14 protein-coding genes are annotated in these 14,992 nt (G+C 58.6%); 9 read left to right on the top strand and 5 right to left on the bottom strand.

Translation table 11 applies throughout. The features are described from left to right. Positions 1 to 9 precede the first annotated feature (9 nt). The 6 genes from glnA to ntrC all read left to right on the top strand — a co-directional run bounded on the left by glnA (position 10) and on the right by ntrC (position 7,605). Positions 10 to 1,416: a glutamate--ammonia ligase gene (gene glnA / locus QFX16_RS01695; protein WP_283182576.1), complete on the top strand. Its 1,407-nt coding sequence runs from the start codon at positions 10 to 12 to the stop codon at positions 1,414 to 1,416. A gap of 146 nt (positions 1,417 to 1,562) precedes the next feature. Further along, on the top strand, positions 1,563 to 3,620 hold the full coding sequence (locus QFX16_RS01690) for a toxin-antitoxin system YwqK family antitoxin (RefSeq protein ID WP_283182575.1): 2,058 nt from the start codon (positions 1,563 to 1,565) through the stop codon (positions 3,618 to 3,620). Positions 3,621 to 3,729: 109 nt separating this feature from the next. Further along, positions 3,730 to 4,239, top strand: a complete 510-nt coding sequence (locus QFX16_RS01685) for a DUF4124 domain-containing protein (RefSeq protein WP_283182574.1) — start codon at positions 3,730 to 3,732, stop codon at positions 4,237 to 4,239. Beyond that, a complete protein-coding gene (locus QFX16_RS01680; protein WP_283182573.1) occupies positions 4,236 to 4,856 on the top strand; it encodes a DUF4124 domain-containing protein in 621 nt (206 codons plus the stop codon). The genes QFX16_RS01685 and QFX16_RS01680 overlap by 4 nt, the downstream gene beginning before the upstream one ends. Before the next feature lie 230 nt (positions 4,857 to 5,086). Beyond that, the gene (glnL, locus tag QFX16_RS01675) at positions 5,087 to 6,172 is read left to right on the top strand and encodes a nitrogen regulation protein NR(II) (RefSeq protein ID WP_008024908.1); all 1,086 of its coding nucleotides are present in this window, start codon (positions 5,087 to 5,089) and stop codon (positions 6,170 to 6,172) included. Further along, complete coding sequence (ntrC, locus tag QFX16_RS01670; RefSeq protein ID WP_283182572.1) at positions 6,169 to 7,605, top strand: nitrogen regulation protein NR(I); 1,437 nt, start codon at positions 6,169 to 6,171, stop codon at positions 7,603 to 7,605. The genes glnL and ntrC overlap by 4 nt, the downstream gene beginning before the upstream one ends. 146 nt (positions 7,606 to 7,751) lie before the next feature. Here ntrC and QFX16_RS01665 read toward each other — a convergent pair. Together QFX16_RS01665 and QFX16_RS01660 are read right to left on the bottom strand one after the other, a co-directional pair. Next, positions 7,752 to 8,932, bottom strand: a protein-coding gene (locus tag QFX16_RS01665; RefSeq protein WP_283180883.1) for an IS3 family transposase whose coding sequence is annotated in 2 segments (ribosomal slippage) — positions 7,752 to 8,677 and positions 8,677 to 8,932 — 1,182 coding nt in all. Because the reading frame shifts where the segments join, the coding sequence is not laid out codon by codon here. A 587-nt stretch (positions 8,933 to 9,519) separates the two neighbouring features. Next, positions 9,520 to 9,960 (bottom strand): hypothetical protein, encoded by a 441-nt coding sequence (locus QFX16_RS01660; protein WP_283182571.1) that lies wholly within the window; start codon positions 9,958 to 9,960, stop codon positions 9,520 to 9,522. On the opposite strand from QFX16_RS01660, the gene QFX16_RS01655 reads away from it, so the two are divergent. After that, on the top strand, positions 9,959 to 10,414 hold the full coding sequence (locus tag QFX16_RS01655; RefSeq protein WP_007949025.1) for a tRNA (cytidine(34)-2'-O)-methyltransferase: 456 nt from the start codon (positions 9,959 to 9,961) through the stop codon (positions 10,412 to 10,414). The two genes, QFX16_RS01660 and QFX16_RS01655, sit on opposite strands and share 2 nt — an antisense overlap. 131 nt (positions 10,415 to 10,545) lie before the next feature. On the opposite strand, the gene secB is transcribed toward QFX16_RS01655, so the two are convergent. The 3 genes from secB to QFX16_RS01640 are packed head-to-tail and all read right to left on the bottom strand — an operon-like array spanning position 10,546 to position 11,742. Next, positions 10,546 to 11,031 carry a protein-export chaperone SecB gene (gene secB / locus QFX16_RS01650; RefSeq protein ID WP_150656772.1) on the bottom strand — a complete coding sequence of 162 codons (486 nt, stop codon included), beginning with the start codon at positions 11,029 to 11,031 and terminating at the stop codon, positions 10,546 to 10,548. Between the two features lie 41 nt (positions 11,032 to 11,072). Beyond that, entirely contained in the window at positions 11,073 to 11,327 is a 255-nt protein-coding gene (grxC, locus tag QFX16_RS01645) for a glutaredoxin 3 (protein WP_010464569.1), read from the bottom strand. A 1-nt stretch (position 11,328) separates the two neighbouring features. Further along, positions 11,329 to 11,742: a rhodanese-like domain-containing protein gene (locus tag QFX16_RS01640; protein ID WP_283182570.1), complete on the bottom strand. Its 414-nt coding sequence runs from the start codon at positions 11,740 to 11,742 to the stop codon at positions 11,329 to 11,331. 153 nt (positions 11,743 to 11,895) lie between these two features. Between QFX16_RS01640 and gpmI the strand changes: the two genes are divergently transcribed. Next, the gene (gpmI, locus tag QFX16_RS01635; protein WP_283182569.1) at positions 11,896 to 13,425 is read left to right on the top strand and encodes a 2,3-bisphosphoglycerate-independent phosphoglycerate mutase; all 1,530 of its coding nucleotides are present in this window, start codon (positions 11,896 to 11,898) and stop codon (positions 13,423 to 13,425) included. A gap of 240 nt (positions 13,426 to 13,665) precedes the next feature. After that, positions 13,666 to 14,970 (top strand): murein hydrolase activator EnvC family protein, encoded by a 1,305-nt coding sequence (locus QFX16_RS01630; RefSeq protein WP_283182568.1) that lies wholly within the window; start codon positions 13,666 to 13,668, stop codon positions 14,968 to 14,970. Positions 14,971 to 14,992: the final 22 nt, after the last annotated feature.

The raw sequence follows: 14,992 nt of genomic DNA, 5'->3' as shown, positions 1-14,992 counted from the left end.
GAGGACACTATGTCGAAGTCGGTTCAACTCATCAAAGATCATGACGTCAAGTGGATTGATCTGCGCTTCACGGACACCAAAGGCACTCAGCACCACGTGACCATGCCGGCTCGCGACGCGCTGGATGAAGCTTTCTTCGAAGAAGGCAAAATGTTCGACGGTTCCTCCATCGCTGGCTGGAAAGGCATCGAAGCCTCCGACATGATCCTGATGCCGGACGACAGCACTGCCGTTCTCGACCCGTTCACCGAAGAGCCAACCCTGATCCTGGTTTGCGACGTGATCGAGCCTTCGACCATGCAAGGCTACGACCGTGACCCACGTGCGATCGCCAAGCGTGCCGAGGAATACCTGAAGTCGACCGGTATCGGCGACACCGTATTTGTCGGTCCAGAGCCTGAATTCTTCATCTTCGACCAAGTGAAGTTCAAGTCCGATATCTCCGGCTCGATGTTCAAGATCTACTCCGAACAAGGTTCGTGGATGTCCGACCAGGACGTGGAAGGCGGCAACAAAGGCCACCGTCCAGGCGTCAAAGGCGGCTACTTCCCGGTTCCACCGTTCGACCACGACCACGAAATCCGTACCTCCATGTGCAACGCCATGGAAGAAATGGGCCTGGTCATCGAAGTTCACCACCACGAAGTGGCAACTGCCGGCCAGAACGAAATCGGTGTGAAGTTCAACACCCTGGTGGCCAAGGCTGACGAAGTTCAAACCCTGAAGTACTGCGTACACAACGTTGCTGATGCATACGGCCGCACCGCGACCTTCATGCCTAAGCCACTGTACGGCGACAACGGTTCGGGTATGCACGTTCACCTGTCCATCGCCAAAGATGGCAAGAACACCTTCGCTGGCGAAGGCTATGCCGGCCTGTCCGACACCGCTCTGTTCTTCATCGGCGGCATCATCAAGCACGGCAAGGCGCTGAACGGCTTCACCAACCCGTCGACCAACTCCTACAAGCGTCTGGTCCCAGGTTTCGAAGCTCCGGTAATGCTGGCCTACTCGGCTCGTAACCGTTCCGCTTCGATCCGTATTCCTTACGTGTCCAGCCCTCGCGCTCGCCGTATCGAGGCTCGCTTCCCGGATCCGGCAGCCAACCCGTACCTGGCCTTCGCTGCCCTGGTAATGGCCGGCCTGGACGGTATCCAGAACAAGATCCACCCTGGCGACGCTGCTGACAAAAACCTGTATGACCTGCCGCCTGAAGAGGCGAAAGAGATCCCACAAGTTTGCGGCAGCCTGAAAGAAGCCCTGGAAGAGCTGGACAAAGGTCGTGCGTTCCTGACCAAGGGCGGCGTTTTCAGCGACGACTTCATCGACGCTTACATCGCCCTGAAAAGCGAAGAAGAAATCAAGGTTCGTACCTTCGTACACCCACTGGAATACGAGCTGTACTACAGCTGCTGATCCAGTAGCGCCTGCGCAAGCGGCGTGACAAAAGAGAGGCTTCCTTCGGGAGGCCTTTTTTGTGGGCGCTCGTTTCCCCCGGACACACATCCATGGATAATCCGCCGCTCTCGCGCCCTGCCCGGCGCCTTGACGAAAGGATTCGTATGAAGTGGTTGTGGTTACTCGCCCTGATGGCTGGCTTTGGTTGCACGGCCGTCAACGCGGCGCCGTTTTACGATGGCAAGTCATTGGCTCATCCGCTGATCCAGGGCCTTCAGGAAAGCTCGGCTACCCTCGCATTCATCAAAGAGGCGGGCGGCGTTAAAGGTTATTACTGCCTTTGCGATAGCGGGAATGAACAACCACAACTGCTGGATGATTTCGGCGCAGCGTCGATCGAGTCGGTATTCCTGATGCCACTGGACAGCGAAGTCCCGACCCGGTTCGTGCTGTTCAGGCAACAGGCGCAGTACAAGGTCCACGCCTACAAATACGACGCCAACGATCATCTCTACAGTCGAGTCAACGGCCTGCAAAAGGCCCTAGACCGCATGACCGCCGGCCAGAAAAACCTCGACGCCCTGGCGATCAAGAAGGCATTGGCCAAGCTCACGCCACTTAATTACCGCTTCTACTATGAAGAATCAGGCATACCTGAGTTCGACCAACTCGACCTCACCCAAGGGACACTGGTTGGCTATTTCGATGAGCGCACCCAACCTCTTGGCATCACCTCTCCCGGCACTGGGCAGCACTACTATAAAAAGACCTTTCAAGAAAAAGACGGCCGCTTTTTGACCGCAACCTTCTGGCGTGGCATCGACACCTCAATCAACGATGGCAGCCGCACGCTTTACAACTATCAGGTCAGTCGCATGGCCTGGGAAACCAATCCGGCGACCTTCAGCGGCAGCGAAGACGGCGCCTCCGTCGCTTATAACTTCGGCGCCATTACCGCCCAAGGCGCCTACAGCCACGGCGCACGCACGGGCAATTGGTCGTTCACCAAAGGTTTCCAGTATTCGTCCGGGGGAACCTATGTAGACGGTAAACGCCAGGGTCAATGGACTGAGACGATTGACGGGCAAACCCATACGGGCGAATACCAGAATGACTTGCGCGAAGGCCGCTGGGTGCTGTCGAGCGAGGAAGGCGAGTCGGATGTCAGCGGTTTTTCTACTTACATTCACGACAAACTCAACGGCCCGAGTGAGCAGCGTATCAATGGCACGATTGAACGCGGCAACTACCGCGACGATAAACGCGAAGGCCCATGGGTTACTGAAGCCGGCACAGGTAACTACGAAGATGGCCTGAAAAGTGGTCCGTGGAAGCTAAAGGCTGACAAGGGTCATACCCAAAATGTGAACTTCGTCGCCGGCAAAAAAGAGGGCGAACTGCGCGATACCGACACTAACGGCGTACTAAGCAAGATCGAGCACTACAAGGCGGATGTGTTGTCCGGTACTCGCGAAGGCTATGGCCCCGACGGCCAGTTGCAATACTCGCAGCAGTACGAAAACGGCAAGCTGGAAGGCCGTTCACTGGGCTACAGCGAAGACGGCAAGGTACTGCTCAACGATATTTCCTGGCACAACGACCTGCGCGAAGGCCCGTACCTGACCTTCCTTCGCGACGGCACACCAGCCACCGTCGGACGCTTCGAACTGGGGCGATTTGTCGGCCTGATGAAGGGCTACGACGAAAACGAGGTGCTCTATGAAGAATCCAACTGGTGCCGTTACGACAAGGACGGTCCTACCATCGGCCGCTGCGGCATATCTCGCTACTTTACTCACGGAAAGCTGTCATGGGAGACCAACTTCCTCTACGGAGATAGACAGGCTTCCGTTGAATACAACTACGAAACCGGTCGCAAGACTCGCGAGAGAATCATCGGCGACAACGACCAGATTACCGACCGTACCTACTACGACAACGGGCAGATTGAGTGCCAGAAGAACTCGGTAGGCTTCAGCTGGATGACCGTCAACCAACAGCAATTCAAGAACTACGAGTGGGGCGGCGACTTGACCGGTGAACAGCTGTGTTATCACCGCAACGGTGTGGTCAAGAGCCGGGCTTTTTATGATAAAGGTCCGGTTGGCTGCACGGTACTTTATGACGAAACCGGGCAGCAGACATTCCCCGGCCCCGAGGGCTGCCCAAAGCCACCAGCGGCACCCGAGAAGAAGCAACGCATGCTTAATTTCAGCAGTTGATTGCTGGCAAGGCGAACGGGGCGTTTATGTGAGCGGATGTTGAGGAGTTGGGCTAACTCGCGCCCCTGACCTATGCTGCAACCCAACGCCTTCGCTTCCGGTCAATTTTATGGGTCGTGGTTTTCTACTGATGTTGCTGCTGATCGCCCTGCCCGCCGCAGCGCAGATCTATAAGTACACCGACGCCGACGGCAACACCGCCTACAGCAACCAACCGCCCGATGGCGTGAAGGCTCAGCCGGTCGAGTTGCCGCCGCTTAACAGTGTCGAGCCCCAAGCCCCTTCTGCGCCACCTGTCGAAGCCACCAGCCGCGAACAGCCGCATAGCGCTTACGAGGTGTTGGAGCTGACCAACTTGCCCACTACCGAAGCGCTGCGTGCCAACAACGGCACCTTCACCGTCAACGTGCTGATCAAACCCCGCCTGCAAGGCCCGCATCTGTTCAGGCTGTTGCTGGACGATCAACCTTACGGCCAGCCGAGCAACGTGCCGATCCTGCAACTGGTCAATATTGATCGCGGCACACGCAGCCTTGCGGTGCAGGTGATCGACGGGGAAAACCTCGTGCAGCAAAGCCCCACCGTGACATTCACCGTGCAACGGGTGCATAAGCCGTGAGGCTGTGGTTGCTGATCGCATGCTTGATCGCCCTGCCGGTGAGGGCCGAGGTGTTCACCTACGTCGACGCCCAGGGCAATCGGGTCTACACCGACCAGCCAGGCTCCGGCAACGCCAAGCGCGTGCCGCTGGCGACGAGTAACCGCATGTCCGCCAACCCTGGCGGCGCAGCACCGGTGATGGCTGGAAAAAAGGCCGAAACAAAACCACTGTTCCACTACGACATGCTGAGAGTCCTGGTACCAGAGCCAGACGCCACGGTACGCAGCAGCGCTGGCGAGATTATCGTCAGCGTCACCAGCGAACCCGGCCTGCAACGTGGCCATCGCTACCGATTGCTACTCGACGGCCAACCTACCGCAGATCCCGGCCTGAGCCCGGTGTTCGCCCTGAGCAACATCGACCGCGGCAGCCATAACCTCTCCGTGGAAATTCTCGACGAGCAGGGCCGCACGGTCGAGCGCACAGCCAACCAGCCGTTCCACATGCTGCGCATCTCCCTCGCGCAGAAGCGTCAGGTCAAACCCTGCGCCCTCCCCGATTACGGCCAACGGCCGGAATGTCCGCTCAAAGACAAACCAGCAGAAGAAAAAAATCCCTTCCTGCGCTTCTTCTAACGCCGCTCAGGTTTGCGCACTATATTGGTGCAATTGGTTGCACCGTACTCACATCCCAACCCATTTTGGTTCGAAAGTACCCGTCAAAGCTGGCAGAACGCCACGAAAACGAGCGTCAAACGCCCGTTTCAGGCCTTTAACGCTTCTTTTCGGAGCCTTGGTTTGGTTTTTGCATTTTCCTTGTATCAGCGCTTGATTCTTGCGCACGCTCCGCTCCAAAAGAGGTCCTGATGACCATTAGCGACGCACTACACCGCTTGCTACTCGACAACCTGACCACCGCCACCATTCTGCTCGACGCCGAACTGCGCCTCGAGTACATGAACCCGGCAGCGGAGATGCTCCTGGCCATTAGCGGTCAGCGCAGCCATGGGCAGTTCATCAGCGAGTTGTTCACCGAGTCCACCGAGGCGCTGAACTCCCTGCGCCAGGCGGTCGAGCAGGCACATCCGTTCACCAAGCGCGAAGCGATGCTCACCGCCCTCACCGGCCAGACCCTGACCGTCGACTACGCGGTAACGCCCATCCTGGCCAACGGCGCCACGATGCTGCTGCTGGAAGTCCACCCCCGTGACCGCTTGCTGCGGATCACCAAGGAAGAGGCGCAGCTGTCGAAGCAGGAAACCAGCAAGATGTTGGTGCGCGGCCTCGCTCACGAAATCAAGAATCCTCTGGGCGGGATTCGCGGCGCGGCGCAATTGCTCGCCCGCGAACTGCCGGAAGAAAGCCTGCGCGACTACACCAACGTGATCATTGAAGAGGCCGACCGCCTGCGCAATCTGGTCGATCGCATGCTCGGTTCCAACAAGTTGCCATCGCTGGCCATGTGCAATGTCCATGAAGTGCTGGAGCGCGTCTGTCACCTGGTGGAGGCCGAAAGCCAGGGCTGCATCACATTGGTGCGCGACTACGACCCAAGCATTCCCGACGTGTTGATCGACCGCGAACAGATGATTCAGGCCGTGCTGAACATCGTGCGCAATGCGATGCAGGCCATCAGCAGCCAGAACGAGCTGCGCCTGGGCCGCATCAGCCTGCGTACCCGCGCCATGCGCCAGTTCACTATCGGCCATGTGCGTCATCGCCTGGTGACCAAGATCGAAATCATCGACAACGGCCCGGGCATTCCCGCGGAGTTGCAGGAAACCATCTTCTTTCCGATGGTCAGCGGCCGCCCGGACGGTACCGGGCTGGGCCTGGCCATTACCCAGAACATCATCAGCCAGCACCAGGGCCTGATCGAATGTGACAGCCATCCAGGCCACACCACCTTCTCGATCTTTCTGCCACTGGAACAAGGAGCCACATCGACATGAGCCGTAGTGAAACCGTGTGGATCGTCGATGACGACCGTTCTATCCGTTGGGTCCTGGAAAAAGCCTTGCAGCAAGAAGGCATGACCACGCAAAGCTTCGACAGCGCCGATGGCGTGATGAGCCGCCTGGCGCGCCAGCAGCCGGACGTGATCATCTCCGACATCCGCATGCCGGGTGCCAGTGGTCTGGACCTTCTGGCGCGGATTCGCGAACAACACCCACGGCTGCCGGTCATTATCATGACCGCTCACTCCGATCTGGACAGCGCTGTCGCGTCCTATCAGGGCGGCGCGTTTGAATACCTGCCAAAACCGTTCGACGTTGACGAAGCGGTGTCGCTGGTCAAACGCGCGAACCAGCACGCCCAGGAACAGCAAGGCCTGGAAGTCCCGGTCGCCCTGACCCGCACCCCGGAAATCATCGGTGAAGCGCCGGCGATGCAGGAAGTGTTTCGCGCCATCGGGCGCTTGAGCCACTCCAACATCACTGTGCTGATCAACGGTGAATCCGGTACCGGTAAAGAGTTGGTGGCACACGCGCTGCACCGTCACAGCCCACGGGCGGCTTCGCCGTTCATTGCGCTGAACATGGCGGCGATCCCGAAAGACCTGATGGAATCCGAGCTGTTCGGCCATGAGAAAGGCGCGTTCACTGGCGCGGCCAACCTGCGTCGCGGGCGCTTTGAACAGGCTGACGGCGGCACGCTGTTCCTCGATGAAATCGGCGACATGCCGGCAGACACCCAGACTCGTTTGCTGCGGGTGTTGGCGGACGGCGAGTTCTACCGCGTCGGCGGCCATGTGCCGGTGAAGGTCGATGTGCGAATCATCGCCGCGACTCACCAGAATCTGGAAACCCTGGTGCACGCCGGGAAATTCCGTGAGGACTTGTTCCACCGCCTCAACGTGATCCGCATCCATATTCCACGGCTGTCGGACCGTCGCGAAGACATCCCGACCCTGGCCAAGCACTTCCTCAGCCGGGCCGCGCAAGAACTGGCGGTGGAGCCGAAGCTGCTGAAAAGCGAAACCGAGGAATACCTGAAGAACCTGCCGTGGGGCGGCAACGTGCGTCAGCTGGAGAACACCTGCCGCTGGATCACGGTGATGGCTTCGGGTCGCGAAGTGCACATCAGCGACCTGCCGCCGGAGCTGCTGAACCTGCCGCAGGATTCGACGCCAGTGACCAACTGGGAGCAAGCGCTGCGCCAGTGGGCCGATCAGGCGCTGGCTCGCGGTCAGTCGAGCCTGCTTGACAGCGCTGTACCGGCGTTCGAGCGGATCATGATCGAAACCGCCCTCAAACACACCGCCGGCCGCCGCCGCGATGCCGCCGTTTTGCTGGGCTGGGGGCGTAATACCCTGACGCGCAAGATCAAGGAATTGGGGATGAAGGTTGATGGTGGGGATGATGATGAGGGGGAAGAGGGTTAATGCTTAATTCACTCGAAGTCGTAGTCGTCTTCGAGAACCATCCCCTCACCCCAGCCCTCTCCCTACAGGGAGAGGGGAAAGGGAGCCGATCTCCATGCTTTTCAAAACCTGAGTTCGACTCGGACTATCAGGTCGATGTGTCGTGGTCAACTAATTCCGGACACCTCGATAGGTGATTTTGATGCCATCGCCCGTTCATAAACTGTCGGTGGCAGATATCCCAGTTTCGAGTGCAGCCGTTCGTTGTTGTAAAACCCAACGATGTACTCAGTGATGTCGCGTATCGCCTCGCCATGGTTGGCGTAATCACGTCGCCATACCCGCTCCATTTTCAAGCTCAGGAAGAAGCGCTCCATCACTGCGTTATCCCAGCAGTTACCTTTACGGCTCATGCTTTGCTGCATGTCACTTCTTGCCAGCAGCGCTCTGTAGCTCGCACTCGCGTACTGGCTGCCGCGATCCGAGTGGGCGATCAAGCCGGGTGGCGGTTGACGTTGAGCAACCGCCAGCTGCATTGCACTGCACACCAGTTCAGCGGGCATGTTCGGCGCCATTGACCAGCCCACTACCTTGCGTGAGAACAAGTCCAGCACCACAGCCAGATACAACCAGCCACTGCGGGTTCGGATGTAGGTAATGTCTGCTACCCAGGCCTTGTTCGCCGCCTCGGGTTCAAATTGGCGGTTCAATACATTTTCAGCAATCGGCAGGTCATGTTTGCTGTCGGTGGTGTGCACAAATTTACGCTTCCAGGCCGAACGCAGGCCGTTGACGCGCATCATGCGGCGAATCTTGTAAATGCCTACTTCCATACCCTTTGCACGTAACGCTTTACGCAATGGGCGACTGCCATAGCAGCCGCCACTTTCAGCAAACGACGCCTTGAGTTGCAGAGCAACGGGGCAGATCGATGCAGGAGCCTCAGCGCGCTTGTTGGCCTCGTAGAAGCCGGATCGACTAACCCCCAACAAACGACACACATACGCCACCGAATAAGCCTTCTGTTGCAGCTGCCGAACCAAGCGGTACGTTACTTCAGCTCGCGGGCAAAGAAGGCGGTGGCTTTTTTTAATACATCGTTATCCATCTTGAGTTGACGGTTTTCTTGCTCCAACTGACGAATACGCTGTTGCTCAGAGGTCAGCGGCTTGCCGATCCCGGCTTGTCCCAACTTCTCGGCCTCATACTGTTGTACCCAGCGTCGAACGGCCGTATCACCAATATCAAGATCACGACAAACCTGTGAAACACTCAGGCCCTGGTCCTTGATCATCTTTACAACTTCCAGCTTGAAGCTGTCGTCGAATACTTTACGTTTGTCGGTCATGGAGAACTCCTCAATAGGTGCATTTTCCACCTATCGGGGTGTCCGGGGAAATTAGACCACTGCAATGTAACTCGAAAGTACTACTCGGTCAGTCCCCTCTCCCTCAGGGAGAGGGTTAGGGTGAGGGGTCGATTCAGGGTCAGTCCCATTTCCAGGCTGCACCGCGAGCCCCTCCGTGCACCGCCGCAATGCACCGTGAACCGCAATCGCGCACGAAAGCAGCTTCGAAATCCCGCCCACGTTCGCAATCGAACCCCAATCGAAAAAACACGAAAGCCCCGAAATACGGGGCTTTCGACGTTTCAGCGCGACATTCAGTTTCAACTTGTTAAAACCTGGCACGCCCCCTGCAATAGTCCATTCAGTGATTCAGTTCACTACCCGGTTTCGGGGACCTTGGTACAGGCAGGCCGGGGATTCCCCTCTTTATATCGGGCTCACACCGCTAATAGCGACGAGCCCAAGCTGTTTTGGGGCCCTTGATACAGGCAGGTCAGGGGTTCCTTCTTTACACCGGGCTCACGACGCAATGCGCGAGCCCTGCCGTTTTGGGGACCTTGGTACAGGCAGGCCGGGGATTCCCTCTTTTATTGCTCTCGGAGATGGATCTCCAGCCGCCAGCGGTCATCGACTTCGCTACCGACCCACTCGCCCTGCAGTGGCCGGGCCGCCACCACCGTCAGCAACAATCCACCATCACTCAAACGCACCCGCCAGTTCACGTTCTTGTCGTTGAGCTTGAGCTGGCCTTTCTGCGCCTTGCCTTCAGCCTCGAACAGCAGCGCGAGGCTACCGTCGACGAACTCGCCGTGAGCCTTGGGCTCGTTGTTGAACCACACCACCAGCCCATCGTTCGTGACCTCGACCTGCTGCAATTCGCTGGGATCGGGCGTGGTCAGGCGACCGATCATCAGCCCCACCATCACCCCGACAATCGCCAGCGAAGCCATCACTCGCGGGAATAGCTTCGAACGTGGGTCTGCTTCAGGCGTAGAATGCCGCTCATCTTTACCTTCGGAGCCGTGCATGTTTCACGTCATCCTTTTCCAACCAGAAATTCCGCCGAATACCGGCAACGTTATCAGGCTGTGCGCCAACAGTGGCTGCCACCTGCATTTGATCGAACCGCTGGGCTTCGAGATGGACGACAAGCGTCTGCGCCGGGCCGGCCTCGATTACCACGAGTATGCCACCCTGCAGCGCCACGCAGACCTCGCCAGCTGTCTGGAAAGCCTCGGTCATCCTCGGTTGTTCGCCTTCACCACCAAGGGCTCGCGGCCGTTCCACGATGCCAGCTTCGCCGAGGGCGATGCGTTCCTGTTCGGCCCGGAAAGCCGTGGTTTGCCGGCGGAAGTGCTCGATGCCCTGCCCGGCGAACAGCGCCTGCGCCTGCCGATGCGTGAAGGCTGCCGCAGTCTGAACCTGTCGAACACCGTGGCGGTCGCCGTGTACGAAGGCTGGCGCCAGCTCGGGTTCAAATAACACCACATAACAAATGTGGGAGCGGGCTTGCTCGCGAAGGGGCCATAACATTCAACATCTTCGTTGACTGTTACACCGCTTTCGCGAGCAAGCCCGCTCCCACATTGGACTTGCTTCGACGCTCAGACCGCTTATTGAACGGTTGGAGTCTCGCCCGCAGCCTGCATGCGTTGCAGTTCTTGTGCGTACAGCGCGTCGAAGTTCACCGGGGCCAGCATCAGGGCCGGGAACGAACCGCGGGTGACCAGGCTGTCCAGGGTTTCGCGAGCGTACGGGAACAGGATGTTCGGGCAGAACGCGCCGAGGGTATGGCTCATCGAAGCGTCGTCGAGGTTCTTGATCAGGAAGATCCCGGCCTGTTGCACTTCAGCAATGAACGCTACTTCGTCGCCGTTTTTCACGGTGACGGACAAGGTCAGCACGACTTCGTGGAAGTCGCCTTCCAGAGACTTTTGACGGGTGTTCAGATCCAGACCGACGCTCGGTTCCCACTGCTGGCGGAAGATGGCCGGGCTTTTCGGGGCTTCGAAGGACAAGTCACGTACGTAGATGCGCTGCAAGGAGAATTGCGGTGCGGTTTCTTCTTCGCTAGCTGCAGTGTTCTGTTGGTCAGTCATCTCAGATCCTTTCTGATCTTGGGGTCTTACAGGGAAGGCGTTCAGGCCTTGAGCATGGCGTCGAGCTTGCCGGCGCGCTCAAGGGCAAACAAATCATCACAGCCACCAATGTGGCGCTCGCCGATCCAGATCTGCGGCACGGACGTACGTCCGGCCTTCTGAGCCATGGCGGCACGCACCTGCGGCTTGCCATCGACCTTGATCTCTTCGAAGGCCACGCCTTTGTTCTCGAGCAAGTACTTGGCTCGAGAACAGTAAGGGCAGTAATCGCTGGAATAGACGACGACGTTGCTCATATCACTTCACCAGCGGCAGGTTGTCGCCTTTCCAGCTGGAAATACCGCCGGAGAGCTTGGCGGCGGTGAAGCCGGACTTCATCAGTTCGCGGGCATGAGTGCCAGCAGTCTGGCCCATGGCGTCGACCAGGATGATGGTCTTGGCCTTGTGCTTATCCAGTTCGCCGACGCGAGCGGTCAGTTTGTCGTGAGGAATGTTCACTGCGCCAACAATGTGACCGGCGGCGAAGTCCTTGGTCGAACGAATGTCGATCACAACGCCCGCGTCCTTGTTGACCAGCCCGGTCAGTTCACCGGTGCTCAGGCTGCGGCCGCCGCCTTGCATCTGATAAGCGATCAGCAACGCCAGCAGTACGACGAAGATACCGACGAGCAGATAGTGGTTAGTGGCAAATTCAATCAGGTGAGCAACCATCGAAGGAGGTTCCAGGGCGTTAAAATGTCGGCCAGTATACACAGCCACTATGGTGGGCCAAACCCCGTCCGGCGGTGACGTGGATTGAACTTGCCTTTAAACTGCCACTCCCTTTTCCATCGCACTCTTTTAACTCAGCCACGAGTGGAATCCATGACTACCACGCCTAAACCTTTGGTCCTGATTATTCTCGACGGCTTCGGTCACAGTGAGAGCCCTGAATCCAACGCCATCTTTGCGGCGAAGAAGCCCGTGCTGGACCGTCTGTGGGCCACCGTGCCGAATGGCCTGATCTCGGGCAGCGGTATGGACGTCGGGCTGCCGGATGGCCAGATGGGCAACTCCGAAGTCGGCCACATGAACCTCGGCGCCGGCCGCGTGGTGTATCAGGACTTCACACGCGCGACCAAATCGATCCGCGACGGCGAGTTCTTCGAGAATCCGACCATCTGCGCCGCTGTCGATAAAGCCGTTGCTGCCGGCAAAGCCGTGCACTTCATGGGCCTGCTGTCCGATGGCGGCGTTCACAGCCACCAGGATCACCTGGTTGCCATGGCCGAACTGGCTTTCAAGCGCGGCGCCGAAAAAATCTATCTGCACGCCTTTCTTGATGGTCGCGACACGCCGCCGAAAAGCGCCCAGTCGTCCATCGAACTGCTGGATGCGGCCTTCCAGGCCCTCGGCAAAGGCCGGATCGCCAGCATTGTCGGCCGCTACTTCGCCATGGACCGCGACAACCGCTGGGACCGCGTGTCCCAGGCTTACAACCTGATTGTCGATGGCAACGGCGAATTCAACGCCGCCACCGCTCAGGAAGGCCTGCAAGCCGCGTACGAACGCGGCGAGAGCGACGAATTCGTCAAAGCCACCAGCATCGGTGAGCCGGTGAAAGTCGAAGACGGCGATGCCGTGGTGTTCATGAACTTCCGCGCCGACCGCGCCCGCGAACTGACCCGCGTGTTCGTCGAAGACGATTTCAAGGAATTCGAACGTGCCCGCCAGCCAAAACTGGCCGGCTTCGTCATGCTGACCCAGTACGCCGCCAGCATTCCCGCGCCATCGGCCTTCGCCGCGGGCAGCCTGGATAACGTACTGGGCGACTACCTGGCGAAAAACGGCAAGACCCAGCTGCGCATCGCCGAAACCGAGAAGTATGCCCACGTGACCTTCTTCTTCTCCGGCGGCCGTGAAGAACCGTTCCCGGGCGAAGAACGCATCCTGATCCCGTCGCCAAAAGTCGCCACCTATGACTTGCAGCCCGAGATGAGCGCCCCGGAAGTCACCGACCGCATCGTCGATGCCATCGAAAACCAGCGTTACGACGTGATCGTAGTCAACTACGCCAACGGCGATATGGTCGGCCACAGCGGCGTGTTCGATGCGGCCGTAAAAGCTGTTGAATGCCTCGACCTGTGCGTCGGCCGCATCGTCGATGCGCTGGAAAAAGTCGGCGGCGAAGCGCTGATCACCGCCGACCACGGCAACGTCGAGCAGATGGCCGACGAGTCCACCGGCCAGGCGCATACCGCCCACACCACCGAACCGGTGCCGTTCATCTATGTCGGCAAGCGTGACTTCAAGGTTCGCGACGGCGGCGTGCTGGCGGATGTGGCACCGACCATGCTGATGCTGATGGGCCTCGAGAAACCGACCGAAATGACCGGAACGTCGATTCTGGTGTAATCGGTCTCTCAGACTCCACTAAACCCTGTGGGAGCGGGCTTGCTCGCGAATGCGGTGTGTCAGTCAACGTTGATGTCGACTGACACACCGCATTCGCGAGCAAGCCCGCTCCCACATTGGTTTTGCGGTGTTTTCACCCCCGAACCTACTCCGGTTATCACACAGCCCCAATTGGGCGTTTTTTTTGCAGCGCTTGGCGGGCATACTAGGCTGTCCCTTTCCCTGGTATCACCCGCCTCTATGCTTCGCGTCCTGATAGCCCTTGCTCTGACATGCCTGCTCCAACCGGCCTTTGCTGACGAGCGCGCGCAAACCCAACAACAGTTGGACGCCACGCGTCAGGACATTGCCGAGCTGAAAAAACTGCTGGGCAAGCTCCAGGAAGAAAAATCCGGTGTGCAAAAAGACCTCAAGGGCACCGAGACCGAGATGGGCAAGCTTGAGAAGCAGGTCGACGCCCTGCAAAAAGAGCTTAAGAAAAGCGAAGCCGAGCTGCAGCGACTCGATACCGAGAAAAAAAAACTCCAGAGCGCGCGGATTGAACAGCAACGACTGATCGCCATTCAGGCCCGCGCGGCCTATCAAAACGGCCGTCAGGAGTACTTGAAGCTGCTGCTCAACCAACAGAACCCGGAAAAATTCGCCCGCACCCTCACCTATTACGACTACCTGAGCCAGGCCCGCCTGGAGCAGCTGAAGAGTTTCAACGAAACCCTGCGCCAACTGGCCAATGTCGAAAAAGACATCGCCATGCAACAGGCGCAATTGCTGGTGCAGAAAAGCAGCCTCGACAGCCAGCGCGACGAACTCGACAAAGTCCGCAAGGAGCGCCAGCAAGTCCTGGCCAAGCTCAGCGACGACGTGAAGGTCCGCGATCAGAAACTGGCAGCCCGCGAGCAGGATCAGGCAGACCTGTCTAAAGTCCTTAAAACCATTGAAGAAACCTTGGCCCGTCAGGCCCGAGAGGCAGAAGAAGCGCGGCAAAAAGCGCTGATCGCCCAGCAGGAAGCCGAAAAAAAGCGTTTACGTGAGGCTCAGGCTGCAGCAGACGCAGACGCAGACGCCACTGATGCCCCACGCAAACCCGTTAAATCGACACCCGGCGCACTGGTATCAAGCTCAGGCGAGACCTTTGGTGGCCCCTTTGCTTCAAGCCGGGGAAAACTTCCCTGGCCCGTTGATGGTCGACTGCTGGCACGCTTTGGCGAAACCCGTGGCGACGACGCCCGCACCAAGTGGGACGGCGTGATGATCAGCGCCTCCGCCGGCAGCCAGGTGCACGCAGTGCATGGCGGTCGCGTGGTATTCGCCGACTGGTTGCGAGGCGCCGGGCTGCTGGTGATTCTCGACCATGGCAACGGTTTTTTGAGTCTTTATGGTCACAACCAGACGCTGCTCAAGTCTGCGGGTGACGTGGTTAAAGCCGGTGAGTCCATCTCCACTGTGGGCAGCAGTGGCGGGCAGGACACACCAGCGCTGTATTTCGCTATTCGTCAGCAGGGTCACCCGAGTGATCCAACGCAATGGTGTCGCGCGCAAGGATAAGCACGCGACCTAATTCAGGAGT

It is taken from the genome of Pseudomonas svalbardensis (assembly GCF_030053115.1).
Lineage (GTDB): Bacteria > Pseudomonadota > Gammaproteobacteria > Pseudomonadales > Pseudomonadaceae > Aquipseudomonas > Aquipseudomonas svalbardensis.
The sequence above is the reverse complement of the archived record's forward strand: the minus strand, read 5'-3'. Positions and strand labels throughout refer to the sequence as shown.

Bases quoted from the DNA above. Each gene is read 5' to 3' on its own strand.
- QFX16_RS01630 (WP_283182568.1), top strand. From the start codon at position 13,666: ATGCTTCGCGTCCTGATAGCCCTTGCTCTGACATGCCTGCTCCAACCG.
- grxC (WP_010464569.1), bottom strand. From the start codon at position 11,327: ATGAGCAACGTCGTCGTCTATTCCAGCGATTACTGCCCTTACTGTTCT.
- QFX16_RS01660 (WP_283182571.1), bottom strand. From the start codon at position 9,960: ATGCACGGCTCCGAAGGTAAAGATGAGCGGCATTCTACGCCTGAAGCA.
- glnL (WP_008024908.1), top strand. From the start codon at position 5,087: ATGACCATTAGCGACGCACTACACCGCTTGCTACTCGACAACCTGACC.
- QFX16_RS01685 (WP_283182574.1), top strand. From the start codon at position 3,730: ATGGGTCGTGGTTTTCTACTGATGTTGCTGCTGATCGCCCTGCCCGCC.
- QFX16_RS01690 (WP_283182575.1), top strand. From the start codon at position 1,563: ATGAAGTGGTTGTGGTTACTCGCCCTGATGGCTGGCTTTGGTTGCACG.
- ntrC (WP_283182572.1), top strand. From the start codon at position 6,169: ATGAGCCGTAGTGAAACCGTGTGGATCGTCGATGACGACCGTTCTATC.
- secB (WP_150656772.1), bottom strand. From the start codon at position 11,031: ATGACTGACCAACAGAACACTGCAGCTAGCGAAGAAGAAACCGCACCG.
- QFX16_RS01640 (WP_283182570.1), bottom strand. From the start codon at position 11,742: ATGGTTGCTCACCTGATTGAATTTGCCACTAACCACTATCTGCTCGTC.
- gpmI (WP_283182569.1), top strand. From the start codon at position 11,896: ATGACTACCACGCCTAAACCTTTGGTCCTGATTATTCTCGACGGCTTC.
- glnA (WP_283182576.1), top strand. From the start codon at position 10: ATGTCGAAGTCGGTTCAACTCATCAAAGATCATGACGTCAAGTGGATT.
- QFX16_RS01655 (WP_007949025.1), top strand. From the start codon at position 9,959: ATGTTTCACGTCATCCTTTTCCAACCAGAAATTCCGCCGAATACCGGC.